Here is a 26,242-nt window from a genome sequence, read left to right as displayed (position 1 = left end):
GCCGATGGCACAACAACCGATTGACGGCGCGGCGCGCCGTCGTTTACTGAAGGGGATGGGGCTTATCAGCGGCGCGCTGGCGGTTGGCGGCGGCTGTCCGCTACAGGCCGCACCGGCGGAGCGCTCTTTTTCGCCGGGCGTGCTGTCGCCCAATGCGCGTCTTGAGGCCCAGCCTTTTTATGGTTCACATCAGGCGGGGATTGTCACGCCCCAGCAGTCCGCTATGATGCTGGTGGCTTTTGACGTGCTGGCGGCGGACAACGCTGATTTAACGCGTCTTTTTCAGTTACTGACGGCGCGCTTCGCCTTTCTGACTCAGGGCGGTGAAGCGCCGCAGGTCAGCAATCCGCGCCTGCCGCCGATGGATTCCGGTATTCTTGGCGACAACATCTCTCCTGATAATCTGACGCTGACGCTTTCAGTCGGCAACAGCCTGTTTGATGAGCGATTCGGGCTGGCGGCGCTCAGGCCGCGCAAGCTGCAACCGATGACGCGCTTTCCCAATGATGCGCTCGACGCGCGCCTGTGCCACGGCGATCTGCTCCTGCAAATCTGTGCCAATACCAATGACACGGTGATCCACGCGCTGCGCGACATCATCAAATACACGCCGGATCTGCTCAGCGTACGCTGGCGGCGGGAAGGGTTTATTTCCGATCATGCCGCACGCAGCCACGGCAAAGAAACGCCCATCAATCTGCTGGGTTTTAAGGATGGAACAGCTAACCCTGACAGCACCAACGCGGCGCTGATGAACCAGATGCTGTGGGTGACGGCGGAACAGGGCGAACCCGCCTGGGCAGTGGGCGGCAGCTATCAGGCGGCGCGGATCATACAGTTTCGCGTTGAGTTTTGGGACCGTACGCCGCTGCGCGAGCAGGAGAACATCTTTGGCCGCGTTAAGCACAGCGGCGCGCCGCTGGGCATGAGCAATGAGCATGACGTGCCTGATTACGCCAGCGATCCCGACGGTGAGGTCACGCCGCTGGATGCCCACATCCGGCTGGCCAATCCCCGTACCGCCGACAGCCAGGATAGCCTGATGATGCGACGCGGCTACAACTATTCGCTGGGCGTCTCGCATGCCGGGCAGCTGGATATGGGGCTGCTGTTTGTCTGTTATCAGCACGATCTTGAAAAGGGCTTTCTTACCGTGCAGAAAAGGCTCAACGGCGAGGCGCTGGAGGAATATATCAAGCCCATCGGCGGCGGCTATTTCTTCGTCCTGCCCGGCGTGCCGGACGACAAGCATTATCTGGGGCAGACACTTCTGGAAGCCTGAGTGATTCAGGCTTTGACCCGCTTCGCGCCGCCACTTTTTATCTGTCTTTCAAATTATGTCATCCGATCGGAGTGTTATCCGTCACCAGTAACTCACGCGTAATCGCTGCAATATTTCTGGCCCCGGTTAGCGTCATCGCGACGCGCATCTCTTTCTCGATCAGATTGAGCAGATTCGCCACGCCTTTTTCGCCGTGTGTCGCCAGCGCGTAGAGGTAAGCGCGACCTAACAGCACGCAGTCCGCCCCCAGCGCAATCATTCTCACCACGTCCAGACCATTGCGAATGCCGCTGTCCGCCAGAATGGCGATCTCGCCTTTTACCGCGTCGGCAATGGCGGGCAGGGCACGCGCCGTCGAGAGCACGCCGTCGAGCTGACGTCCGCCATGATTGGATACCACGATGCCGTCCGCGCCGAAGCGCACGGCGTCGCGGGCGTCCTCCTTATCCAGAATGCCTTTGATCACCATCGGGCCGTCCCAGAATTCGCGTATCCACTCCAGATCTTTCCAGGCGATAGAGGGATCGAAGTTTTTCGCCAGCCAGCCGATGTAATCTTCCAGCCCGGTTGGTTTGCCGAGGTAGGCAGAGATATTGCCCAGATCGTGTGGGCGACCGTTTACACCGACGTCCCACGCCCATTGCGGATGCGTCACCGACTGCCAGTAACGGCGCAGCGCGGCGTGCTGGCCGCTCATGCCGGAGTGCGCATCGCGGTAGCGCGCGCCGGGCGTTGGCATATCCACCGTGAACACCAGCGTCGAGCAGCCCGCCGCTTTGGCGCGCTCCAGCGCGTTGCGCATAAAACCGCGATCGCGCAGCACATACAGCTGAAACCACATCGGGCGGTTCAGGGTTGGCGCCACTTCTTCAATCGGGCAAACAGAAACGGTGGAGAGGGTGAACGGGATGCCTTTTGCCGCTGCTGCTCCGGCCGCCTGCACTTCGCCGCGTCGGGCGTACATGCCGCACAGGCCGACGGGCGCGAGCGCCACCGGCATGCTCAACCGCTCATTAAACAGCGTGGTTTCCAGACTTAAATCGGACATGTTTTTCAGCACGCGCTGGCGCAGGGCAATTTGCGACAGGTCGTCCACGTTACGTCTGAGGGTATGCTCCGCGTAGGCACCGCCGTCGATATAGTGGAACAAAAAGGGCGGCAGCATACGCTGTGCCGCGGCGCGGTAGTCGCTGGCAGCAGAGATAATCATGCGTCATTCTCCTTGAAAAAATCGTTACCATCGCCCGGCAGGCGGGTGATACGCGCCTGCCGGGCGGCATCGTCGTCAAATCGTTTAAGAGTGGTGTGCACAAAGCCAAGATGCGCCATCATCGCTCTGCGCGCGCCGTCTGCATCGCCTGCCAGAATGGCTTCCATCACCGCCTGATGCTGTTCGGAAAGTCTGGCAAAGACCGGCGGAACGAGGTACATCCGCTGGCGGCTCTGCTTCACGGACGTTTGCAGCAGGTCGAAAAAGCCGCGCATGGTTTGCAGCAGCACCACATTGTGGGACGCCTCGGCAATGGCAAGATGAAAGCGCACGTCCGCCAGCGACGCCAGATCCGGATCGGCACTGAGCGTCGCGTCATAGCAAAGCCGCAGTTTCTCTTTGTCGCTTTCCGTCGCCCGCATGGCGGCATGCCACGCCGTACTCGCCTCTATCGCGTGGCGTGCTTCCAGAATGTCGTAGCTGTAGTCAGGATCGTCAGCCATCAAGGTGCGGATCGGCTGCACAATGTTGTGTTCTGACCACGCTTCATGTTGCCAGCGTACAAAGGTGCCGCCGCCCCGGCGACTCAACAGCAATCCTTCACTGTTGAGCTGTCGCAGCGCCTCACGCAATGAATTACGCGAAACGCCCAGCTCGGCCGCAAGCTGTCGTTCCGCCGGGAGGCGCATACCGGCTTCCAGGCGTTGTTCATGAATCAGCGTTTTAATCCGCCCGGCAAGGTTGGTTGTCGGACGGCGATTCTCCGTGGTCATGGGATCATCCAGGTCAGAACATAGGCTTGCAGGCTGGTAATGATACCCACCATGCAGGTAAATATCAGGCTGTGTTTCACCGTGAATCGAAACAGGTCGGACTCTTTTCCCACCAGCCCGACGGCGGCGCAGGCGATAGCGATAGACTGCGGCGAGATCATCTTGCCGGTGACGCCGCCGGTGGTGTTGGCCGCTACCAGCAGCACGTCAGAGACGCCAATCTGCTGTGCGGCGGTGGCCTGCAATGCGGCGAACAGGGCGTTTGATGAGGTGTCCGAGCCGGTCAGGAACACGCCCAGCCAGCCGAGAAAAGGTGAGAAGAAGGTAAAGGCGCTGCCGGTATGCGCCAGCGCCAGCGCAAGGGTGGATGACAGTCCGGAGTAGTTGGAGATAAAAGCGAAGGCCAGCACCGTGCCGATGGAGTAGATCGGCAGCGCCAGTTCCTTCAGCGTGGCGGCAAAGGTTTCTACCGCCGCGCCGGGCTTCATCCGCAGCCAGATAACAGACAGGATCGCCGCGACAAGAATGGCCGTGCCAGTGGCGGAGAGCCAGTCGAATTTGAACACTGCCGCATAAGGCGTCGCCTCATTGACCACCGGCGGCATACGGGCAACCAGCTTATCCAGCCAGGGCACCGGGACAGTTATCACCAGGTCATACAGCGCGCCGCCCGGCGCAAACAGCGCTTTGAACGGCGGGAGGCTCCACAGCGTGACGGTGGCGGTCAGAAACAGAAACGGCGACCAGGCGCGGAGTATCTGACCGGGCGTGTAGCGCGGTTGCGCTGAAGGCTCAATGGCCGGGGCATCGGCAAAACGGAAAATCCGCGTTGGCTTCCAGCGTTTAAGAAACAGCGTCAGGCAGACCAGCGAAACCAGTGAAGAAATAATATCCGGCAGCTCCGGGCCAAGAAAATTGGCGCTCAGAAACTGGGCGATGGCGAAAGAACCGCCCGCCACCATCACCGCAGGCCACGTTTCCTTTACCCCGCGCCAGCCATCCATGATGGCCATGATCCAGAACAGCACGATAATCGTCAGGAACGGCAACTGACGGCCGACCATCTGCCCGATTTCAAAACTGTCGAGCCCGGTCACCTGACCCGCGACCAGAATCGGAATGCCCATCGCACCAAAGGCGACCGGCGCGGTATTGGCGATAAGACACAGGCCCGCAGCATAGAGCGGATTGAAACCCAGCCCAACCAGCAGGGCTGCGGTAATGGCGACCGGCGCGCCAAAGCCTGCCGCGCCTTCCAGAAAGGCGCCAAACGCGAAGCCAACAATCAGCATTTGCAGGCGCTGATCGGCAGTTATCGTCAGGATCGACGAACGAATAATTTCAAACTGGCCGGTTTTCACCGAAATTTTATAGACAAACACCGCCGCAACGATAATCCATGCGATTGGCCACAGCCCGTAAAAAAAGCCATAGACCACGGCTGCCAGCGCGCGCTCTACCGGCATGCGATAGAAGAACAGCGCGACAGCTAAGGCAATCAGCACCGTTATCGTGCCCGCGACGTAGCCTTTCAGTTTCAGCTTAATCAGCGCGAAAAAGAAAAAGATAATCGGCAACGCGGCGATGAGGCTGGAAAGCCAGATATTTCCATTGGGATCGTAATTTTGTTGCCAAAGGTCCATTACTATTCTCCTGGAGTATTCGTTGGGCGTGACAATGAATCGGCTGACGCTGCGTAATGTAAAATTGGTACGGCCAGAGATTGATGTATCAATAATGACAACGGATGGTTAATCAGTTGTTATTTGCTGGCAATAGCTTTGTTCGGAGAGAGTAAGAATTTGTGAGGTATCAGCGGATTTCACGCTCAATTGGTAGGGCCGCCTGCCATGCACAGCAGCCGGGCGTTCGGGCGGGGCGCTGTTCAAATAAGATCGGCTAATAAAATTTTGTTTCAAATCACGTAAAATAAATGTTGCATTTATCACTGCGTTTGGAGCAACTTATTCGTAGCGGCAGTCTATAGTGTTGTTATTACCCTCACGGAGATCGCGAATGGGAATATCCTGTCACGGATCGCAGCATCGTCGTCATCATATCGCTTTTCTTCGCGAGGGCTACTCCGCCCCAACGCTATTTTCTTCTCTCCTCTTTTCTCATCTCATTACTCAAATCAGACGCCTGGCTGATTCCGCCGTGCGTCTTTTTACGGCCCCTAAAGGCTTAAAAGGAAGCCAAAAACCACTAAAGCGTTCACGTAATCGCATGCTGTTCAGATGCGGGAAATGAAACCAACTGTAAGGTGCCACTATGGGAAGACAGAAAGCAGTGATCAAAGCGCGTCGTGAAGCAAAACGCGTTCTTCGCAGCGATTCACGCAGCCATCGTCAGCGTGAAGAAGAATCGGTCACTTCGCTGGTGCATATGGGGGGACTGGACTCAATCGGCATGGCGCGCGATACGCGTGACCACGCGCCAATTGAAGCCAGAAACGCCGCTCAGGCGCACTATCTAACTGCCATAGAGAGTAAAAAGCTGATCTTCGCTACCGGCGAAGCAGGCTGCGGTAAAACCTGGATTAGCGCCGCAAAAGCAGCTGAGGCCCTGATACATAAGGATGTGGACAGGATTATCGTTACGCGCCCGGTGTTGCAGGCCGATGAAGATTTGGGATTCCTGCCCGGCGACATCTCTGAGAAGTTCGCTCCCTATTTCCGACCGGTTTACGACGTTCTGGTTAAACGTCTTGGTTCTTCCTTTATGCAGTACTGCCTTCGCCCGGAAATCGGCAAGGTGGAGATCGCGCCTTTTGCCTATATGCGCGGGCGTACATTTGAAAACGCGGTGGTCATCCTCGACGAGGCACAAAACGTCACTGCCGCACAGATGAAAATGTTTCTGACCCGTTTGGGAGAAAACGTCACCGTTATTGTCAACGGCGATATTACCCAATGTGACCTGCCCGCGCATGTTCAGTCGGGCCTCAGTGACGCGCTGTCGCGCTTTGCCGAGGACGAGATGATTGGCGTGGTTCGTTTTGAGAAAGAGGACTGCGTGCGCTCTGAGCTTTGTCAGCGCACGCTCGCCGCTTACGGCTGATCATCATTATCTGAAACAGGCCCGGGCACTGGCTCGGGCTTTTTTTTCGCGTTCTCTGCCTGGCGGCGGGGGCGCGAACGATGGCGGTGGTAAGCCGGAAGATGTTTTCATCCGTCTTTCGCCATAAGCAGATGCTCAGCCGCAAGGCAACACGACCGTTCCGCACGTCGGCAAACCTGATATTCCCGGCGGGGGTTCTCATCACCCCTCTCATTGGGGGATATGCAACAAAAAAGCCTGAACGTTAATTCAGGCTTTCTCATTTAAATATGGCGGTGAGAGGGGGATTGATTCGCTTCGCTCACTAAAGGCAGCCCGTGCGCTGCGCTTACGGTCTGTCCATCCGGCTGTCGCCGGTTGTCGAACCCCGGCGGGGGTTCTCATCACCCCTCTCATGGGGGAGTATGCAATAAAAAAAGCCTGAACGTTAATTCAGGCTTTCTCATTTGAATATGGCGGTGAGAGGGGGATTGATTCGCTTCGCTCACACTAAAGGCAGCCCGCGCGCTGCGCTTACGGTCTGTCCATCCGGCTGTCGCCGGTTGTTGAACCCCGGCGGGGGCTCTCATCACCCCTCTCATGGGGGAGTATGCAATAAAAAAGCCTGAACGTTAATTCAGGCTTTCTCATTTAAATATGGCGGTGAGAGGGGGATTGATTCGCTTCGCTCACACTAAAGGCAGCCCGCGCGCTGCGCTTACGGTCTGTCCATCCGGCTGTCGCCGGTTGTCAAACCCCGACGGGGGTTCTCATCACCCCTCTCACTGGGGAGTATGCAATAAAAAAGCCTGAACGTTAATTCAGGCTTTCTCTGTAAATATGGCGGTGAGAGGGGGATTCGAACCCCCGATACGTTGCCGTATACACACTTTCCAGGCGTGCTCCTTCAGCCACTCGGACACCTCACCGTATTTTTTCCTCGCCGTCCACAGGACGACGGGGCGCTACTATAGGGAGTCGCCTGTAAAGGGTCAAGCAGTATTTTTTCCTTTTGTTATACCCGGTTAAGGCGTGAGCAAATTGGATAATGATGCCCAGGCGACAAAATGCGCTGTCACATCCGCGACATGTTGCTGACAAAAATTCGTCACAGTTGTGAAGCAGACTGGCTTCCTGAAATCATTAGCAAAACTTTCTCACGGAGCGCCGACGTAATGAAACATACAACGCTGTTCAGCCTTTCACTGATCGCCCTCATCCTTTCTGGTAGTGCGGTTGCCGATAACGTGAACGGCAGCCGCGCGGCTCAGGGCGACCTCACGCAACCCGGCGGTGCGCGTCGCTTATCACAGGATCAAACCGAGGCGCTGAAAGCTTCGCTGACCAATAGCACGGCGAAAAACGTCATTCTGCTGATTGGCGACGGTATGGGCGATTCTGAAATTACCGCTGCGCGCAACTACGCGGAAGGAGCGGGCGGTTTCTTTAAAGGTATTGATGCGCTGCCGCTGACCGGTCAATACACGCACTATGCGCTGGATAAAAAAACGCATAAGCCGGATTACGTGACTGACTCCGCTGCCTCGGCAACCGCCTGGAGCACCGGTGTTAAATCCTATAACGGTGCCATTGGCGTTGATGTGAACGGTAAAGATCATCAGACGATCCTTGAGATGGCGAAAGCGGCGGGTAAAGCGACCGGTAACGTTTCTACCGCCGAACTGGAAGATGCCACGCCCGCCGCGCAGATCGCCCATGTGACGTCGCGGAAATGCTACGGCCCGGAAAAAACCAGTGAAGTCTGTGCAACAAATGCCCTGGAGAAAAACGGCAAAGGATCGATCGCTGAACAGCTTCTGAATGCTCGCGCCGATGTAACTTTAGGCGGCGGCGGTAAAACCTTCAGCGAAAAAGCGAAAGCGGGCGAATGGCAGGGCAAGACCCTGGAGGAGCAGGCCAAAGCGCGCGGCTATCAACTTATCAGCGATCTTGACGGTCTGAATGGGATCACCGACGCCAACCAGGACAAACCGGTGCTCGGCCTCTTTGCGGATGGCAACATGCCGGTGCGCTGGAAAGGGCCAAAGGCGAGCTATCACGGTAATCTTGAGGGCAAACCCGTAAGCTGTGAAGTTAACGCTGAACGACCGGCGTCCACGCCGACTCTGGCGCAGATGACCGATAAAGCAATTCAGCTTCTGAGCAAAAATGCCAACGGCTTTTTCCTTCAGGTAGAAGGCGCGTCCATTGATAAGCAGGATCATGCCGCTAATCCCTGCGGGCAGATTGGTGAAACCGTTGACCTGGACGAGGCCGTGCAAAAAGCGCTGGAGTTCGCCCGGAGAGAGGGCAACACCCTGGTAATTGTTACCGCCGATCATGCGCACTCCAGCCAAATCGTGGCCAACGACAGCAAAGCGCCAGGCCTGACGCAGACGCTCAATACCAAAGAGGGCGGCCTGATGACCATCAGCTACGGCAATTCTGAAGAGGATTCTCAGGGGCATACCGGCACCCAGCTACGTATCGCTGCCTATGGCCCACACGCAGCGAATGTGGTTGGGCTGACCGACCAAACCGACCTGTTCTATACCATGCGCGCGGCAATGGACATTAATCAGTAGAAGGTTAGCAATAAAAAAGCCTGAACGTTAATTCAGGCTTTCTCTGTAAATATGGCGGTGAGAGGGGGATTGATTCGCTTCGCTCACACTAAAGGCAGCCCGCGCGCTGCGCTTGCAGTCTGTCCATCCGGCTGTCGCCGGTTGTCGAACCCCGGCGGGAGTTCTCATCACCCCTCTCATGGGGGGATATGCAACAAAAAAGCCTGAATGTTAATTCAGGCTTTCTCTGTAAATATGGCGGTGAGAGGGGGATTGATTCGCTTCGCTCACACTAAAGGCAGCCCGCGCGCTGCGCTTGCGGTCTGTCCATCCGGCTGTCGCCGGCTGTCAAACCCCGGCGGGGGTTCTCATCACCCCTCTCATGGGGGGATATGCAACAAAAAAGCCTGAACGTTAATTCAGGCTTTCTCATTAAATATGGCGGTGAGAGGGGGATTCGAACCCCCGATACGTTGCCGTATACACACTTTCCAGGCGTGCTCCTTCAGCCACTCGGACACCTCACCGTGTGACATCACTACTATGACGTCGGCCGCTAATGTAGGTAAAAGGCGCCCTGCGGTCAATACTCTTTCTCGCTTTGTTCTCGGACTTAGTCAGTTTTTCAGCAAAGTGTCGCAAAAAACATCACCTCGTCTTTCCGCGCTTTTTGCTTGCCAGCGGCAGAGTTTTCCCTGAGCCTTAAACAAAACAGGAGAGAAATGTGGATATCATTTTTTATCATCCGTCCGCTGAACCCGACAGATGGACCACCGGTCTGCAACGGCGGCTACCCGATGCGCGCATTCGTATATGGAGGCCCGACGATGACCGCCACGCGGACTACGCCCTGATCCGCCAGCCGCCGACAGAAATGCTTGCCGGACGTACGGCGTTGAAGGGCGTTTTCTCGCTGGCGGCGGGCGTGGACGATATCCTTGAACAACTGCGTCGCTGTCCCGCCATGCTGGCGCCGGATGTGCCGCTCTTCAGGCTGGAAGATACTGGTATGGCGCGCCAGATGCAGGAATATGCGCTCTATCATGTGCTTGGCTGGTACCGCCGTTTTGGCGACTATCAACAGCAAAAAGATCGGGCGCTGTGGCACCCGCTGCCTGAGACTCCACGCGAGGATTTCACCGTTGGCATCCTGGGTGCCGGCGTACTGGGGCGGAGCGTGGCCGATTGCCTGACTGCGTGGGGGTTCCCGGTGCGCTGCTGGAGCCGGACACCTAAACAGTTGCCAGCCATCACCAGCTTTCACGGTGAGGCGCAACTGAGTGAGTTTCTTGCAGGAACGCAGGTTTTGATTAACCTGCTGCCCAACACGCCGCAAACCATTGGTATCATTAACCGCCAGATGATGTGCCAGCTAAAGCGCGGCGCGTATATTCTTAACATTGCGCGCGGAGCGCATCTGCGGGAAGACGATCTGTTGGCCGCTATCGCCGCAGGCGAGGTGAAGGCCGCAGCGCTGGATGTCTTCATTGAAGAACCGCTGAATGCAGATCATCCATTCTGGCAACATCCGGCCATCGCCATCACGCCGCATAATGCGGCTGTCACCTTGCCCGACGATGCTATGGATTATATTGCCAACGCCATCCGGCTGCGCGAGGTGGGTGAAATGCCAACCGGTCGGGTGGATCTCACTCGCGGTTATTAACGGTTCAGGGTGGTTCATGCCTGAGCGAATTAAGGAGAAAAATATGTACCCCGTTGACCTTCATATGCACACCGTCGCCAGCACTCATGCCTACAGCACGCTGCGCGACTATGTGCTTCAGGCACAGACCTGCGGCATCCGACTGTTGGCGATTACCGACCACGGCCCTGATATGGCCGATGCGCCGCACTACTGGCATTTTGTAAACATGCGCGTCTGGCCGCGGGTGGTAGATGGCATCGGCGTCCTGCGCGGTATTGAAGCCAACATCAAAAATATCGACGGCGAAATTGACTGTACCGGGCCGATGATGGATGCGGTAGATATCGTCGTTGCCGGGTTTCATGAGCCGGTTTTTCCGCCGCGTGATAAAGCCACTCATACGGAAGCGATGATCGCCGCAATGGCCAGCGGCAACGTGCACATTATCAGCCATCCCGGGAACCCGAAGTTCCCGGTTGATATCCTTGCCATTGCTGAAGCAGCGGCCAGATACGATGTGGCGCTGGAGCTGAACAACTCCTCATTTACTCACTCACGTCCGGGAAGTGAACCAAACTGCCGCGCCATTGCGAAAGCGGTTCGCGACGCGGGCGGACGTATCGCTTTCGGGTCGGATTCGCATACTGCATTTACGCTCGGAAACTTCGAACATTGCCTGCGAATCGCAAAAGAGGTGGATTTCCCGGAAGATCGCATATTAAATGTCACGCCGCGCCGTCTGCTGGATTTTTTAGCATTACGCACCGGCAAGACGATTGCTGAATTTGCTGACATGTGACGTTGTCACTTATGTCCTGACTGGAATGACCTCATGAATGAATTTTCGATCATCTGCCGTATCCTGGGTTCTTTGTACAACCGCCAGCCGCAGGATCCCCTACTTATGCCGCTTTTCGCCGTACTGCGCGAAGGTAAACTCCAGCAGCAGTGGCCGCTGGAACAGGAAGAGCTGCTGACGCGTTTGCAACAGAACAGCGATCCGCTCGCGCTCGCTGCCGACTACAACGCGCTGTTTGTCGGCCCGGAGTGCAAAGTACCGCCATACGGCTCGCAGTGGGAAAACGGCCCGCAGGAGAGTGACGTGCGCAACTTTCTGCAAAGTCGCGGTATGCCGCTTAGCGATGCGCCAGCGGATCACTTCGGCGTGCTGCTTCTTGCTTCATCATGGCTGGAAGATCAGTCTGAAGCTGATGAGTCTGACGCGCAGATTACGCTGTTTGACCGCTATCTTATGCCGTGGTGCGGTCAGTTTCTCGGCAAGGTTGAAGCTCATGCCACCAGTGATTTTTACCGTACGCTGGCAGCGCTGAGCCGCGAAGCGCTTCAGGCAATGCGTGACGAACTGGAAGAAGAGCAGCCTTAATCCGCCACCACGGCCATTAGCGCAAACGGCGGAATTTAGGCAGGCGCGCATGCGCGCGCAGATTTCGCAGATTGATAACCGCAATGGCCGTGCCTGCCACAACCAGTAGCGAACCGACAATTTTAAAGGTGTTCATGCTGTCGCCAAGCACCGTAACGCCCATGATCACCGCCAGCACCGGCGTCAGCAGCGAGTAGGGCATAATCAGGTTGACGTTATAGCTGCGCAGCAGCGCATACCACAGCGAATAGGCGACGATAGAAGAGCAGATGGCGCTGTAAAGAATGCCGAACCAGCCTCGCCATGTTGCATGGATCAGGCTCTCTATCTGGTTGGTTTCCAGCATGGCTGAAGCCAGACCCACTATCGGGATGGCCAGGAAGGAGAGCCAGCCGGTCATTGCCAGTGGCTTAATATCCGGCGACTTCTTCACAATCAGATTGCTGATCGCCCATCCCGCTGCGCTACACAGCAGCAGACAGAGCACCCACCAGGCGGGAATGGTGGGGCTTCCCGCCAGCACCACCACGCCAGTCAGCGAAATCGAAATCCCTGTCATCTGTATCAGCGTCAGCTTCTCTTTCAGCACCACGCTTGCCAGCAGCATGGCAAACGGCGTTCCCAACTGCACAACAATGGCGCCGGTGCCGGCATCAGTGTATTTCATACCGACAAAAAGCAGGGAAAAGTGCATAAAGCCAAAGGTAAAAGCCAGCGGCACCAGATAGCGAAGCTGCGCTCGGGTTACGCGGGTAAAAGGAACGAGGATCAGCGCAACGACGATAAAGCGCATCAGCGTAAGGAACAGCGGAGGAAGATCGAGCAGCCCCCATTTGACGGCGACGTTGTTGAATGCCCATACCGTCACCACCAGTAAAATCAGAAAAAAATGACGCAGTGCCACAAAGCAGTCCTTCAAATACGTAAATCACCCGATAATGATGGCATGAATTCGCCTCAATTTGACGGGCGCGGGTAATTTTTTTCTTCCCTCCAATCCGTAAAGTCTGATTTTATGCACGCGTTTTTGCGTTCATCTGAGGCCGGAAGACTCATTTTATGAGACGTCGATCTCTTAAGGTGTTTTCCCGGCCAGCCTTGCGCGCCCTGAGCAATAGTTAACCATCTTCAATGTGTTTTCCGCTGCTTTATCATAAAGGGTGAAAAACCAGGCTCGCCCAATGACTGAAAAAAACCTGTCTGAAGCAGGTTTATTTACGAAAAGAAATTCATTCCCGGTAGAGTAAAAGCATCAACATTGAAAAAAGTATGCTCTTGCCGCAATAAACGCGTTTGTTAAAAAAAAGAGTAATGCATTACAAAACAATCCATTCCTTTTTGAAATATTTTTCATGCGCTGCGTGAAATAAGATAAACCTCATGATGCACCTTTGATGACGCCTTTCGCCATTAGGACTAATCGCATTATACTCATTTCCAGCTACTGAAACTTCATCAAAATGGGTCGGATCTGTTCGTAAACCTGCCGCGTTCAGGCGTCCAGAAGCGGAGTTGATATATTGATATTTCGCGTTGTTTCGAAACCGTTATGTTACTTAAAAGCTAATTGATGATGATGGGGGAGAGGTTAAATTAAAAAAGGATCTGTTAATTACCATTATTGGCGGGCTGTCTGTGTTAGTTTTATTTTTTACGAAATAATTTAATTTCATTAATGCAGGCGTCCTGATAATTTGCTTTCACGATATCTCCTTGCGAAAAAAATTATGCTTCTTTCCGTGATCGTGCCTGCCTATAATGTCGGGAATTATATTGTTGAATGTATTGACTCTTTGTTACAACAAATACCGTCTCCGAATGAACTGATCGTTATTAACGATGGTTCAACGGACAATACGCTGGCGCTGGTAGAAAATAAGTACGCACACCTGGATAACGTTAATATCGTCACCATCCCTAATGGCGGGCTGGGGAATGCGCGTGATACGGGCATCAGCATGGCGCAGGGCGATTTTATCTTCTGTTGTGATCCTGATGATATTGTGTGTGACGGACTTTTTGTTGAGCTGAGTGAGGCCGCTGCCCGTTATCCGGATATGGAGATGTTTTGCTTTAACTCATTAATGTTCGAGGATACTCATCCTGATAAAACGTATCCCAAGGTTCGACATATTGATACAGGTGTTTTTCATCCACAAAAGGTCTTTGCTTCGCTTTTGCGCTCTGGCTCTTATACGTCTGCAACATGGAATTACGTATTGAAAAAGCACGTCATTGAGCAGTATCAAATGAAATATATTAACCGACTGCATGAAGATCATGTTTTTACGCTCGAAGCGTTTATGCGGGCCCGTAGTGCGTATGTCTCCTCACGTCTCTATTATAAACAGCGGATCAGAAATGGCTCGCTGACAAATAGTGTAAAAAGCGAAAATTTCTTTCGCGAACGCTATAACGCTTTTATTACATCTTATGAGAAATTGCGCGCGTTGACGGAGAATACACCGTCCCACTGTGAGCTGAGACGACTTTATCTGATTCATTCGTTCAGGCTGATGATAAACTTATGCATTGCTGATAACCGTAACGTGCCGATTTATATGATATCAGCCATTAAATATTTCGGGAAAAATCTGAAACCCGACTCACCAGCCAGATGGCTGCTGTTAAGAGAGCCGGAATTATATTCTAATCTGCTGATGATCAGGCTGCGTCTGCGCAATCTGACGAATAATGACAAGGTTAAGGTTGAAGTCTGATGGCTAAAGTCGTTGATAGAAGTTTGCTGATAAATGTACTTTCGCTGCTGGCCTACCGTGGAACGACCTTCCTTTTTCCGCTGATTACGTTGCCCTACCTTGCGCGTATTTTAGGGGTAGAGCACATGGGGCTGCTGGCGCTGGGGCTGGCCTGCGTGATGTACTGTAGCACCATTTCAGACTGGGGCTTTAACGTCTATACCACCAAAGACATTGCGCAGCACCGTGAAAATCGGGAAAAAGTGACGCAGCTTTTCTGGTCGACGTTTAATGCCAAGCTTCTGCTTGGCGCTTTCTCCTTAACGATCCTGCTGCTGGCCACGTGGTTTAATCCGCGCTGGCACAGCCTGTTCTACATTGTGCTGGCGAACTCAACCGTGCTCTTTGGTCAGCTACTTTCATTTGGCTGGCTGATGCAGGGGTTTGAAAAGCTCGGGAAAACGGCGGTCATCTCGACGATCGGCCAGTTTTGCTCCATTCCGCTAACGTTCTTGCTGGTAAAATCGCCGGACGATACCTGGCTTGCTGCGCTTATTCCTGGCGTTGTGGCGTTCATTTCCGCCGCGATCACGCTGTGGTTCGTCATTAATATGCGTATTATCGGCGCATATCGTTTTGATCCGAAAGAGATCGTGCAGCGCATCAGAGACAGTTTCGACGTGTTCCTGGCGATCGCCGGGGCAAATCTCTTTAACAACGTTAACGTGCTGATCCTGGCCAGCGTGACTTCCACCTATATGGTCGGGCTCTATAACGGCGCCGATCGCCTGAAAAAAGCGGCTAATTCGCTGCCTGAACAGGTTGGAAATGCGTTTTTCCCACGCGTGAGTTATCTGCTACATAAAGATCCCACCGCAGCCATCAATGCGACACGGAAAAGCATCACCTTTTCCTTTTTGATGAGCCTGTTTATTGTCATTTTCACGCTGTTGTTTGCCGACTATATTGTGCGAATTTTGCTTGGTGCGGACTATCATCAGTCGGCGAATGTGCTCAGAGTGGTGGTGTGCGGATTTATTTTTGGCAACGTCAGCTATCCGGCAGGGTTGCAGATCCTTATTCCGCACGGGCTGGCCCGCCAGCGTATGCACGTCATGTTTATTGTCGGCATGATTAACGTGCCTGTTTGCTGCCTGATGGCGTGGAAGCTGGGCGCCATTGGCGCCGCAGGCTCACTGGTATTTTCGGAGTTTCTGGTGTTTTTAGGCATACTGCGCGTCATGGTCAAAAACGATCTGTTAAAACCCTATCTGCTTAAGCAAGATATTGACGCCGCGAAGCTATCGTAAGCGAAAGCCAGGAGGAACGGTCAGCGCGCGTTGCGCTGCCGCGCCTCCAGTTTTCTTTGCCGCCAGCTGAGCAGGGGCGTTACCGAAATGCCGTGCACAATAACGCTGGCGACGATCAGCGTAAACGCAACGTTAGCCATGCGCGTCATTTCATCACCCACCATGCCGTTCGTATAGGCCCAGGCAATATAGTTGATGCTGCCGATGCCGCGAATGCCCAACCAGCCCAGAATCAGACGCTGCTTATGCGGCGCGCCAGCGCCAGCGGTAGCGATCCACACCGACAGCGGGCGAATAACGACAAACAGCAGCGCCGCCATCAGCAGGCCCGCCGGGTCCCAGTGGTGGGCCAGCGTCACGCCCAGCACAATAATAATCGCCGCAGCAAAAATGCGCTCAACCGTATCGCCAAAGGAGAGGGCATCGCCGACCACCAGCCCGACCACGCTGGCCGGATTCGCTTCGCCCTCACCGTGACGAATATGCGGATTAACCATGACTTCGGCCGGGGGGCGATTGTTGCTGTCGGTGAAATCATCTGCCGGCTGGCGATTAGTCACCCGCATCTCCGCGCGGCGCAGCCCTACGCCCGCGGCGAAGGCGGCCAGAAAACCAGAGGCGTCCAGCGACTGCGCCAGCGCGTAGCTCAGGGCGATCAGCGCCAGCGCCAGAAAGTCATTGGGCGCCACGTCCTGATGAGTGTGGCGTAAATGCGTGGCAAACTGGCCGACGAAGCGTCCCAGTAAAAAGCCGATGCACGTTCCGCCTGCAATCGCCCACAGCACATCGACTAACGCCCAGTGGCCCAGCGCAGGCAGCGACAGATCGCTGCCTGCCGACAGCCAGAGCGCCGCCAGCATCAGCAGCGGCAACGCGCTGCCGTCATTCATGCCTGCTTCGCTGGAGAGCGATACGCGCAGATCGTCGTCGTCACGCGCGTCGTTAACGGAGATCAGGCTCGCCAGCACCGGATCGGTCGGCGCCACAATGGCGCCAAAGGCCAGCGATATTGGCCAGGAGAAGTGGAGGAGATAGTGCGCGGCCAGCGTCACGCCGCCCACCGTCAACAGCATGCCCGGAAAGGCGAGCCGTAGGCCGATCCGCCAGCCCCGGCTCCGCAGCGGCAGTCGTAGTTTGAGGCCGGTAATAAACAGCGAGGCGGCCATGGCGATTTCGGTCAGATTTTTTGACAGTTCGGCATGGGCGGCGATATCAATACGCAGCAGATCCAGAATCCACGGGCCACAAATAATACCGGCCAACAGATAAAGAGCGAAGGTGGTTATCGGGCCACGATTGATCCAGCCCGATGCCAGAGACATAAGTAATAACAGCCCGCCCGTTGCGGCCGTCCAGCCAAGAAAACCCATTGCGACTCCTCTGTAATAATCAGTACATTAAGTATGGACGGTAATGGGTAAGGCCACCGGATATCTGTCTGGTCAATTATATTGACCATTCTGTGCGTCCCATGTCGGCAACGATTGTCACAAGAGGCACAGAGGTATAGTGTTAACCATTCCGTTTTTCCTGCCGCGTCAGCGGTAATAACCGTTAATTCGAGGTTGTTTTGTCCAGCTATTCGCTTATTCAACGCCCAAGGCGTTTACGCCAGTCGCCTTCACTCCGCTCTCTTTTTCAGGAAACGTCCCTCAGTATCAACGACCTGGCGCTGCCCATTTTCGTTGAGGAAGACCTTGATGATTACAAAGCGATTCAGGCGATGCCCGGTGTGATGCGCATTCCAGAAAAACGCCTGGCGTTTGAAATTGAGCGTATCGCCAGGGCGGGTATCCGTTCGGTCATGACTTTCGGTATCTCTCACCATACCGACGCGGACGGTAGCGACACCTGGCAGGATAACGGGCTGGTTTCCCGTATGTCGCGTATTTGTAAGGATACGGTGCCGGAAATGATCGTGATGTCCGATACCTGTTTCTGTGAATATACCTCGCACGGTCACTGCGGCGTACTGCATGGCGACGTGGTGGATAATGACGCCACGCTGGCTAACCTTGGCCGTCAGGCCGTCGCCGCCGCGCGGGCGGGCGCCGACTTTATCGCGCCTTCCGCCGCCATGGACGGTCAGGTGGCGGCCATTCGCCGGGCGCTGGACGAGGCGGGTTTTACCGATACGGCGATCATGTCTTACTCCACCAAGTTTGCTTCTTCTTTCTATGGGCCGTTCCGCGAGGCGGCGGGCACTTCGCTGAAAGGCGATCGCAAAACGTACCAGATGAACCCGATGAACCGTCGCGAGGCGATCCGTGAATCGCTGATCGATCAGGGGGAGGGCGCGGATGCGCTGATGGTTAAACCGGCAGGTGCCTATCTGGATATCATTCGTGACGTGCGCGACCGTACCGAACTGCCGCTGGCGGCCTATCAGGTGAGCGGCGAGTACGCGATGATTAAATTTGCTGCGCAGGCCGGCGCCGTCAGCGAGCGTGACGTCGTTCTGGAGAGCCTGGGGGCGATCAAACGCGCCGGTGCCGATCTGATTTTCAGCTACTTCGCGCTGGATCTGGCCGAAAAAAATCTGCTGTAGATGTTCAGCCTTTCGCTATGTCACCCTGGGTAAATCTTCATAGCGAGTCGTCCACGCGGGCGAGAGCATCTCCCGCTTCATCGCCCAGCTTTTTTGAATGCCCTGTCCGGCAAACCAGATTTTTGCATTGCCGGACTTGTTCAGACCATCAACCACCGCCATCAGCGCCGCGCTGTTGGCGCGCGGTTGGTGTTCATCAAACAGATTAAGCTGCACCACGCCCTGACTGTAAAAATCGCCCAACATCACGCCGGCTTTCATATAGCGATGACCCTCCACCCAGATACGATCCAGCGCCTCGCTGGCGAGGCGAAGAATGTCGCGCGTATCGTTAGAAGGCATCATCAGCCGACCGCCGGCCTGATTATTATAGAAGGCTTCGCTTTCGTTGCCGTGCGGGCTGGTACGGATAAACACGCTGACGAAACGGCAAAACTGGTGCTCAAGACGCAGCTTCTCCGCCGCGCGCTCGGCGTAGGCGCAGACCGCCTGGTGCATATCGCCATACTGCGTAATGCGATGACCAAAAGATCGGCTACAGACGATCTGCTGTTTGGTGGGAGGATATTCTTCCATTTCAAGGCATGGCTCGCCGCCTAACTCGCGGGCGGTTCTTTCCAGCACAACGTTAAAATGTTTACGGATAACCCAGCTCGAACAGTCGGCCAGGTGGAGCGCAGTTTCGATGCCCAGCAGATTCAGCCTCTTGCTGATGCGACGCCCGACGCCCCAGATTTCTTCCACCGGCGTCAGCGCCAGAAGCTTGCGCTGACGTTCCGGCCGGGACAGTACGACCACGCCCTGCGTTTGCGACCATTTCTTTGCGGCATGATTGGCGAGTTTGGCGAGCGTTTTGGTTGGCGCGATACCGACGCCCACGGTTAATCCGGTGTACTGAAGAATTTTCTGACGAATTTCACGACCATATTCTTCAAGCGCGGCATCGCCCCGAATACCGGAGAGGTCTATGAAGGCTTCATCGATGGAATATATTTCCAGTCGCGTGGTCATCTCATCCAAAATAGTCATTACGCGATGGCTCATATCGGCGTTTATGTGGAATGCAATTTAAACAAAAAAATAAGTTACCATTCCTCTGAAGTTTATTTTCTGAACAGGAATTATTCAGCCTTGAACCACTTCGGTATGCTTACTGGCAGGGAGGAAAGTTGACGGGTGGTAAGACATAGCCGGAAAATCGATTTCCCCGCCGGGATTTAATCTGCCACGCTTATTCTGAAGCCCTCAATCGGGCAATGCGCTTTTATCTTTCACTTTATGCAGGAAGAAATAATGATAAAAAATTACAGAATCCCGGGACTGACCGCGGTGGCATTTCTCCTCATAAGTACCATCGCAGGTGCTGCAGAAGCGCGCTGGACGTTTGACGGCGATATCCACAACAATTCCCTTGCTGTCAGTCCCGATGAAAAAACGGCGGTGGCGTCCTACAGTGAGCGCTCAGACGTGGTGGTCTATGATCTGGCTGCCGGGAAAGTCAGAAAGGTGATGAAGGGCTACGTCACCCCCCGTAATGCACTTTTCTCTCCGGACGGTAAGGCCATATTTCTTTCTGACAGCAGTCTCGGCGTAGTCAAAAAAATCAGCACCGGGACGCTTGACGTGGCGGCCACGCTGCCGCTGGGGCCCGGGGCATTCGGCACGGCCATAAGTCGTGACGGTCAGCGACTGTATGTGAATAACGAGGCCGCCAGCACGCTCTCGGTGTATGACCTTACACATGACCGGCCCATTGCAGTTGTGACGGGTTTTGCCCAGCCCCGTCAGGGCATTAAAATCAGCCCGGACGGCAAAACCGTCTACGTCACCAACTTTAAGGGCGATAAAATTACCCTGGTTGATGCCGTGACGGGCGACATTCGCGGCGAGATAACCGGCTTCAGCAAGCTGCGCGCCATTTCTGTCAGCGCAGACGGCCGCACACTGTACGCGGCTAACAGCGGCAGCAACACAATCGCCGTGGTTGACACGCAAAAGCACGTCATTACGGCAACCATTCCCGTGGGTCAGGACCCTTACGGTGCCGCGCTGACGCCGGATAACCGCTATGTTTACAGCGGCAACCTTGGCGACAACAGCCTCTCCGTTATTGATACCGCCGCCGGTAAGGTGGTGTCCACCGTCACCGGACTGGATGCGCCCCGTCAGGCGATTGTCTTCAACAAGGACGGTACCCGCGCGTGGGTGCTGAATAAAGACCTCAGCATTGCGGTGGTTGACCTGAAAAAGAACCGTGTCATGGCCACGATTAAAAGCCCGCCGCAGACCTGACGCGAAACCTCCCTTACTCCAGCGCAGTGACGATCCTTCGCAAAGTGGGGTGGTTAATCACTTTTATAGATTTATTTTAGCTAAATAACCTGTTTTAAAGATTTACTCTGACATGCCTATAATCTTTCTGTCTACTCAGGAGATTCCGGCATGAACGATAAAATATTCACCCTGCATAACGGTGCGCGTCCGCTGAGCGCGCTGAGCAGCCCGAAAGAGGCCATACGACAGTTCACGCCTAACTGGTTCGCCGCGACCATGGGGACCGGCATCCTGTCGCTGTCTCTGGCGCAGTTCCCCTGGCAGGTTCCGGGATTGCGCCTTGTCGCCGAGGGGCTCTGGATGTTTAACATCCTCCTGTTCAGCGTCTTTGCCGTGATGTATCTGGCCCGCTGGGTGATGTACTTCGGAGAGGCAAAGCGCATTTTCGGCCATTCAACCGTGTCCATGTTCTTCGGCACCATCCCGATGGGCATGGCGACCATCATCAATGGCCTGCTGGCGTTCGGTCTTCCGCGCTGGGGCGCAGACGTTATTCAGGTGGCACACGCCCTGTGGTGGCTGGACGTGGCGATGTCGCTGCTGTGCGGCGTGTGCATTCCCTACATGATGTTTACCCGGCAGCAGCACAGTATTGACCAGATGACTGCCGTCTGGTTACTGCCGGTCGTGGCAGCCGAGGTCGCGGCGGTCAGCGGCGGCCTGCTGGCGCCGCACATTGCTGCCCCACACGCGCAGCTCGGCATCATTATTACCAGCTACGTGCTGTGGGCGTACTCCGTGCCGGTGGCGCTGAGCATCCTCGCCATTCTGCTGCTGCGTATGGCGCTGCACAAGCTACCGCACGAAAGCATGGCGGCCTCAAGCTGGCTGGCGCTGGGTCCGATTGGCACCGGCTCGCTCGGCATGCTGGTCATCGGCGGAGATGCGCCCGGGGTGTTTGCCGCGGCGGGCATGCCGGAAATCGGTCACATCGCGCAGGGCGTGGGGTTCGTTGCCGGCATTCTCTTCTGGGGCTGCGGCCTGTGGTGGATGCTGCTGGCCACGCTGATAACCGTGCGATACTTCCGTGAAGGCATCCCGTTCAACCTTGGATGGTGGGGCTTTACCTTCCCGCTGGGCGTGTACACCGTGGCCACGCTCAAGCTGTCTACCCTGATTGACCTCGCATTCTTTAAAGGCTTCGGTGCGCTTCTTGTCGTCATACTGGCGGCCATGTGGCTGCTTGTCGCGGTGAAAACAGTGCGTGGGGCATGGAGCGGTAAACTGTTTGTTTCTCCCTGTCTGGCAGGCCTGGATCGGAAGCCGTGAGTGAAACCAGCACATCGATGCAGGACTCGTTTTTACGCGAGGAATGCCTCGCGGCAGTCACCGCGCCGCATGTGGCCGCGCTGAATCGCTGGGTCAGCGGCCAGCGTCAGGCCGGTGCAGAACTGCCGTGGTTTGATCCGGCTGACGGCGGGGTTAGGGCCGGACTGCTCGTCCTGCTGCAGTCGCCGGCGCGCAGCAGCCCGTCACCGCGGTTTGTGTCGCGTGATAACCCGGGGCCGGCCCAGCAGAACCTTGGGCGGTTTCTGGCGGAAGCCGGTATTTCGCGTCAGGACAGCGTGCTGTGGAATACGGTGCCCTGGGTCAGTCACGGGCTGCAGAAACGGCCGTCAGCGGCGGACATCCGCAGAGGCTGCGCCTTGCTTGAGGACGTGCTGGCGTATCTGCCCGCGCTGCGCGTGGTGGTGCTGGCCGGTGCCGTAGCGGCTCAGGCCCGCGGGACGGTCAATCATCTGTACCCCGGCGTCCCCGTGTTGACGATGCCGCACCCCAGTCCGCTTTCGCTCTGCACGAGTCCGGCGGTGACGGAAAACATTCGCCGGGTACTCTGCGAGGCACGGGCTGCGCTGGCAGGCTGAGGGCGCCAGCAGAATAATACTGACAGGTTTTGCAACCGGCTCTATACTCATATGACAAGGTGATGGCGTTCCACCTTTCCCAACCGCTCCGTTCCGGAGCTGATGACGCCTGATGCGACTCTTGATTTTCAGGAGGTGCGTCAGGCCGTCCTTACTTTCTTCCCGGCCTGCGTACTTCCCTCTTCGGGGAGAGACCTGTGATACACGTTTTTGGCCACATCAATCCTGACAGCGACGCCATCTGCACGGCCTTCGTCACCGCGCACTGGCTGACCGGGCGCGGCATGGACGCCCGCGCATGGCGTCTTGGCGAAGCTAACCGCGAAACCCATTTTATCTTTGACACCGCCGGACTCACGCTGCCGCCACGGCTTGATATTCCGCTACAGGATGAACGGGTCTGGCTGGTCGATTTCACCGAGCCGGCGCAGGGACCTGACGACCTGCTCCGGAGCAACATCGTGGGGATCACTGACCACCACCGGCTGGGCGGACTGATAACGCAACTGCCGCCGGAGGTACACATACGCCCGCTTGGCAGCAGCGCCACGCTGCTGTGGCTGCTTATGAACGCTGAAGCGCGACGCACGCTGCCCCCGACGCTTGCCATTCTTCTGCTGGGTGCACTCCTGAGCGACACCGTGAATCTTCGCTCGCCCACCACGACCGAAGACGATATCCGTTCGGCTACCGAGCTGGGCGTACTGTCCGGCGTAAACCGCAGAGCCTTCGCCCGTGACCTCCTTACGGCAAAAACTGACGTCAGCGGCCTCAGCGCACAGCTGCTGCTGGACAGGGACCTCAAGGCCTTCGTCATTGCCGGCACTGACGTGCGCATCGCCCAGATTGAGGTCAGCTCCCCGTCACAGGTTGCCACCGTGATGGACGACCTGCTCGCTGCCCTGGCGTATCTGGCAGACCAGTCGGGTGCTGGTTTGGCGGTGCTGATGCTGACCGACATCCGGGCCGGGTTTTCAACGCTTTATTTCGCCGGGCGGGAGAGCGTTAACGCGGCCTCCTGCTCCGTACCGGGTATGCTCAGCCGCAAAAAACAGCTTCTGCCGTGGCTTGAGTCCCGCCTCAACCAGAACGGGAGTTCATTATGACCTGCTACACCCATGCATTGATACTTGTGAACGATAAAGACGACGGCACCCTCCTGCTGAAGCGGGCGGTCGCGCTGGCGCAGCCGCTCGGCATGAAAATCACCCTGGCCCACATCAGCGACGACTACCGGGAAATGAACTACGTGTCCGACAGCCTGATGGACGACGTCGTGTCGGAAGAGGTGCTGAAATCCAAAGCGTTTATGAGCGAGCTGGCGGCCTCCGTGCCTGAGACGGTAGACATGCGGGAGCTGGTGACCATGCGCCGCTTTGAGGACGTGGAGAAGTGCATCGCTGAGCTGGGCGTGGACCTCGTGCTTGCCGGGCACCGAAACCGCTTTATGGGAATGCTGACGTCCCGCTCGGCGGAATACATTAACCACCTCACGGTGGATGTGCTTATCACTCACCTGAATGACTGAACCGGGAGAAACTCTATGCGCTTTACACTGGATAACGTGACCGCCCGTGAAATTCTTGACTCTCGCGGCAACCCCACCGTTGAAGTCGAAGCCCGGACCGTGGACGGAATGATGGCGCGGGCCTCGGTGCCTTCCGGGGCCAGCACCGGCTCGCGCGAGGCCGCTGAGCGCCGCGACGGCGACGTACACCGTTTTGGCGGTAAAGGCGTACTGGATGCTGTCAGGACGGTTAATACGGAAATCTGCGAAGCCTTGCGCGGCAGGGACGTGCGCGAGCAGCGTCAGCTGGATAACATCATGCTGGCGCTGGACGGTACGCAGAGCAAGAGTCGGCTGGGTGCCAATGCCATTCTGGGCGTGTCGCTGGCGGTTGCCCGGCTGGCGGCACAGGCCTCGCACGAGCCGCTCTGGCGCTACCTGGGGGGCCTGCAGGCGAACCTGCTGCCCGTACCGTGCATGAACATTATCAACGGCGGCGTGCACGCCCGCGGTCAGGGCGCGGACTTTCAGGAGTTCATGATAGCGCCACACGGGGCACCCACGCTGCGCGAGGCCGTGCGTCAGGGCAGCGAGGTCTACCAGGCGCTGCGCCAGATCCTGCTGGACAAGAACCTGTCCGCGGCAGTCGGCGACGAAGGCGGTTTTGCGCCCGCCGTATCGTCGAACCGCGACCCGCTGGCGTTTATCGTGCAGGCCATTGAGAAGGCGGGGTACAGGCCCGGAGAAGACATCAGCATCTGCATGGACCCTGCCTCAAGTGAGTTTTTCGCAGACGGAAAATATCATCTGCGCACGGAGGGCAGTGCGCTGAGCGCGGCGGAAATGACGGCGTACTACGGCGAGCTGATGGACCAGTTTCCCGTCATTCTGCTGGAAGACGGCCTGGCAGAAGATGACTGGTCGGGCTGGAAGCATCTGCACCAGCAGCTTGCGGGCAGGGCCGAGCTGGTTGGTGACGACCTGTTTGTCACCAACGTGAAGTACATCCAGCGCGGCATTGACGAAAACCTCGCCAGCGCCGCATTGATTAAACTCAATCAGATAGGCTCGCTTAGCGAAACGCTGGACGCCGTGGCGCTCTGCCAGCGGCACGGGTGGGGCGCGTTCATGTCCCACCGCAGTGGGGAAACGACGGACACATTTCTTGCCGACCTCACGGTAGCCCTGCGCGCGGGACACCTGAAAACCGGTGCGCCGTGCCGCGGCGAACGCGTGGAAAAGTACAACCAGCTGATGCGCATTGAGCAGGCGCTGGGTGAGGACGCTCACTATGCGGGGCTTCATGCGTTTGTGCGCCGCACGTAACAGATCCACCGGACGGCCAGCGGCCGGCACAGGAGCACAGTCTTTGGCACCTTCAACGCTGATTCTCCTGCGCCATGGCGAAAGCCAGTGGAACCGGGAAAACCGTTTTACCGGATGGACAGACGTGCCGCTGACGGACCGGGGGCGGCAGGAGGCTGACCGGGCCGGTGACGTGCTGCGGGACGCGGGCCTGCTGCCCGATCGGGTCTTCACCTCGGTGATGACGCGCTGTGTTCACACGGTCTGGCGGGTGCTGGACCGTCTTGGCCGCAGCTGGACGCCCGTGGACAAACACTGGCGGCTGAACGAGCGGCACTACGGTGCGCTGCAGGGGCTGAACAAGGAAGCGGCTGCCCGGATGATGGGTGCAGAGACCGTCCGGCTCTGGCGCAAAAGCTTCAGCGGCATTCCCCCCGCGGACGCAGGGGCTCCGGCGCAGCTGCGTCGGGACCCGCGCTACAGCCGCGTTGCGCTGGCCGACCTGCCTGCGACGGAAAGCCTGGAAATGACGCTGCGTCGCGTCATGCCCTACTGGCAGCACGCCGTGATGCCGCAGATACTCTGCGGAAGTACCGTTCTGGTCGTGGCGCACGGCAACACGCTGCGCGCCCTGGCCGCCTTCCTGGACGGCATGCCACACGACAGCTTGGCACAGTTGCATATCCCGACCGGCGTGCCGGCCGTATACCAGATGGATGCGGCCGCACAGGTCGTTTCCCGTTATGTTCTGAATATAAAAAAATAAAAGGAGTG

The 26,242-nt window shown here is 56.6% G+C and carries 21 protein-coding genes, 2 tRNA genes, 1 pseudogene and 1 riboswitch; of the genes and pseudogenes, 16 read left to right on the top strand and 8 right to left on the bottom strand.

Going from position 1 to position 26,242, the window contains the following annotated elements:
- The first annotated feature begins 4 nt into the window (after positions 1–4).
- On the top strand, positions 5–1,282 hold the full coding sequence (efeB, locus tag FA91_RS10710) for an iron uptake transporter deferrochelatase/peroxidase subunit (protein WP_034915566.1): 1,278 nt from the start codon (positions 5–7) through the stop codon (positions 1,280–1,282).
- Between the two features lie 58 nt (positions 1,283–1,340).
- Here the strand turns inward: efeB and lldD are convergent, their stop codons facing one another.
- Genes lldD through lldP form a run of 3 tightly spaced genes read right to left on the bottom strand, consistent with a single transcriptional unit; the run spans position 1,341 to position 4,908 of the window.
- Complete coding sequence (gene lldD, locus FA91_RS10705; RefSeq protein WP_034915562.1) at positions 1,341–2,492, bottom strand: FMN-dependent L-lactate dehydrogenase LldD; 1,152 nt, start codon at positions 2,490–2,492, stop codon at positions 1,341–1,343.
- Positions 2,489–3,265: a transcriptional regulator LldR gene (gene lldR, locus FA91_RS10700; RefSeq protein WP_034915561.1), complete on the bottom strand. Its 777-nt coding sequence runs from the start codon at positions 3,263–3,265 to the stop codon at positions 2,489–2,491. The genes lldD and lldR overlap by 4 nt, the downstream gene beginning before the upstream one ends.
- Positions 3,262–4,908: an L-lactate permease gene (lldP, locus tag FA91_RS10695; RefSeq protein ID WP_034915560.1), complete on the bottom strand. Its 1,647-nt coding sequence runs from the start codon at positions 4,906–4,908 to the stop codon at positions 3,262–3,264. The genes lldR and lldP overlap by 4 nt, the downstream gene beginning before the upstream one ends.
- A 628-nt stretch (positions 4,909–5,536) precedes the next feature.
- On the opposite strand from lldP, the gene phoH reads away from it, so the two are divergent.
- Positions 5,537–6,325, top strand: a complete 789-nt coding sequence (gene phoH, locus FA91_RS10690; RefSeq protein WP_034915558.1) for a phosphate starvation-inducible protein PhoH — start codon at positions 5,537–5,539, stop codon at positions 6,323–6,325.
- Positions 6,326–7,145: 820 nt separating this feature from the next.
- Here the strand turns inward: phoH and FA91_RS10685 are convergent.
- Positions 7,146–7,233 (bottom strand) — tRNA-Ser (locus FA91_RS10685).
- Between the two features lie 246 nt (positions 7,234–7,479).
- Between FA91_RS10685 and phoA the strand changes: the two genes are divergently transcribed.
- Positions 7,480–8,889: an alkaline phosphatase gene (gene phoA / locus FA91_RS10680; protein WP_034919215.1), complete on the top strand. Its 1,410-nt coding sequence runs from the start codon at positions 7,480–7,482 to the stop codon at positions 8,887–8,889.
- Positions 8,890–9,307: 418 nt separating this feature from the next.
- Here the strand turns inward: phoA and FA91_RS10675 are convergent.
- A tRNA-Ser gene (locus FA91_RS10675) sits at positions 9,308–9,395 on the bottom strand.
- A 197-nt stretch (positions 9,396–9,592) separates the two neighbouring features.
- On the opposite strand from FA91_RS10675, the gene ghrA reads away from it, so the two are divergent.
- Genes ghrA through FA91_RS10660 form a run of 3 tightly spaced genes read left to right on the top strand, consistent with a single transcriptional unit; the run spans position 9,593 to position 11,900 of the window.
- Positions 9,593–10,534: a glyoxylate/hydroxypyruvate reductase GhrA gene (gene ghrA / locus FA91_RS10670; protein ID WP_034915556.1), complete on the top strand. Its 942-nt coding sequence runs from the start codon at positions 9,593–9,595 to the stop codon at positions 10,532–10,534.
- A 43-nt stretch (positions 10,535–10,577) separates the two neighbouring features.
- Positions 10,578–11,315, top strand: a complete 738-nt coding sequence (locus FA91_RS10665) for a phosphatase (RefSeq protein WP_034915553.1) — start codon at positions 10,578–10,580, stop codon at positions 11,313–11,315.
- 33 nt (positions 11,316–11,348) lie between these two features.
- Positions 11,349–11,900, top strand: coding sequence for a molecular chaperone (locus tag FA91_RS10660; protein WP_034915551.1), 552 nt, complete (start codon positions 11,349–11,351; stop codon positions 11,898–11,900).
- A gap of 16 nt (positions 11,901–11,916) precedes the next feature.
- Here the strand turns inward: FA91_RS10660 and FA91_RS10655 are convergent, their stop codons facing one another.
- Positions 11,917–12,804: an EamA family transporter gene (locus FA91_RS10655; protein WP_034915549.1), complete on the bottom strand. Its 888-nt coding sequence runs from the start codon at positions 12,802–12,804 to the stop codon at positions 11,917–11,919.
- Between the two features lie 823 nt (positions 12,805–13,627).
- Here FA91_RS10655 and FA91_RS10650 point away from each other — a divergent pair.
- Together FA91_RS10650 and FA91_RS10645 are read left to right on the top strand one after the other, a co-directional pair.
- Positions 13,628–14,620, top strand: coding sequence for a glycosyltransferase (locus tag FA91_RS10650; RefSeq protein WP_034915547.1), 993 nt, complete (start codon positions 13,628–13,630; stop codon positions 14,618–14,620).
- The gene (locus FA91_RS10645) at positions 14,620–15,909 is read left to right on the top strand and encodes a flippase (protein WP_034915544.1); all 1,290 of its coding nucleotides are present in this window, start codon (positions 14,620–14,622) and stop codon (positions 15,907–15,909) included. The genes FA91_RS10650 and FA91_RS10645 overlap by 1 nt, the downstream gene beginning before the upstream one ends.
- 20 nt (positions 15,910–15,929) lie before the next feature.
- Here FA91_RS10645 and FA91_RS10640 read toward each other — a convergent pair whose 3' ends face one another.
- Positions 15,930–17,279, bottom strand: coding sequence for a sodium:proton antiporter (locus FA91_RS10640; RefSeq protein WP_034915541.1), 1,350 nt, complete (start codon positions 17,277–17,279; stop codon positions 15,930–15,932).
- A gap of 200 nt (positions 17,280–17,479) precedes the next feature.
- Between FA91_RS10640 and hemB the strand changes: the two genes are divergently transcribed.
- A complete protein-coding gene (gene hemB, locus FA91_RS10635; RefSeq protein WP_034915539.1) occupies positions 17,480–18,457 on the top strand; it encodes a porphobilinogen synthase in 978 nt (325 codons plus the stop codon).
- 15 nt (positions 18,458–18,472) lie between these two features.
- Here hemB and umuC read toward each other — a convergent pair.
- Positions 18,473–19,507, bottom strand: a pseudogene (gene umuC / locus FA91_RS10630) (translesion error-prone DNA polymerase V subunit UmuC); the annotation flags it as partial.
- 243 nt (positions 19,508–19,750) lie between these two features.
- Between umuC and FA91_RS10625 the strand changes: the two are divergent.
- The 7 genes from FA91_RS10625 (at position 19,751) to FA91_RS10595 (ending at position 26,234) form a co-directional block, all read left to right on the top strand.
- Positions 19,751–20,749: a beta-propeller fold lactonase family protein gene (locus FA91_RS10625; protein ID WP_013199815.1), complete on the top strand. Its 999-nt coding sequence runs from the start codon at positions 19,751–19,753 to the stop codon at positions 20,747–20,749.
- A 150-nt stretch (positions 20,750–20,899) separates the two neighbouring features.
- Positions 20,900–22,060: a TDT family transporter gene (locus FA91_RS10620; protein WP_010260819.1), complete on the top strand. Its 1,161-nt coding sequence runs from the start codon at positions 20,900–20,902 to the stop codon at positions 22,058–22,060.
- The gene (locus FA91_RS10615) at positions 22,057–22,656 is read left to right on the top strand and encodes a uracil-DNA glycosylase (RefSeq protein ID WP_010260817.1); all 600 of its coding nucleotides are present in this window, start codon (positions 22,057–22,059) and stop codon (positions 22,654–22,656) included. Before FA91_RS10620 ends, FA91_RS10615 begins: the two co-directional genes overlap by 4 nt.
- A 49-nt stretch (positions 22,657–22,705) precedes the next feature.
- Positions 22,706–22,775: riboswitch (Fluoride riboswitch) on the top strand.
- Positions 22,776–22,853: 78 nt separating this feature from the next.
- Positions 22,854–23,762: a DHHA2 domain-containing protein gene (locus FA91_RS10610; RefSeq protein WP_010260815.1), complete on the top strand. Its 909-nt coding sequence runs from the start codon at positions 22,854–22,856 to the stop codon at positions 23,760–23,762.
- Positions 23,759–24,184: a universal stress protein gene (locus tag FA91_RS10605; protein ID WP_010260813.1), complete on the top strand. Its 426-nt coding sequence runs from the start codon at positions 23,759–23,761 to the stop codon at positions 24,182–24,184. Before FA91_RS10610 ends, FA91_RS10605 begins: the two co-directional genes overlap by 4 nt.
- A gap of 15 nt (positions 24,185–24,199) precedes the next feature.
- Entirely contained in the window at positions 24,200–25,489 is a 1,290-nt protein-coding gene (eno, locus tag FA91_RS10600; protein ID WP_010260810.1) for a phosphopyruvate hydratase, read from the top strand.
- A gap of 43 nt (positions 25,490–25,532) precedes the next feature.
- A complete protein-coding gene (locus tag FA91_RS10595; protein WP_013199814.1) occupies positions 25,533–26,234 on the top strand; it encodes a 2,3-bisphosphoglycerate-dependent phosphoglycerate mutase in 702 nt (233 codons plus the stop codon).
- The last annotated feature ends 8 nt before the right edge of the window (positions 26,235–26,242 follow it).

Origin of the sequence: Erwinia sp. 9145 (genome assembly GCF_000745075.1) — a bacterium.
GTDB lineage: Bacteria > Pseudomonadota > Gammaproteobacteria > Enterobacterales > Enterobacteriaceae > Erwinia > Erwinia oleae.
This window is presented reverse-complemented; position numbering and strand designations above follow the sequence as displayed.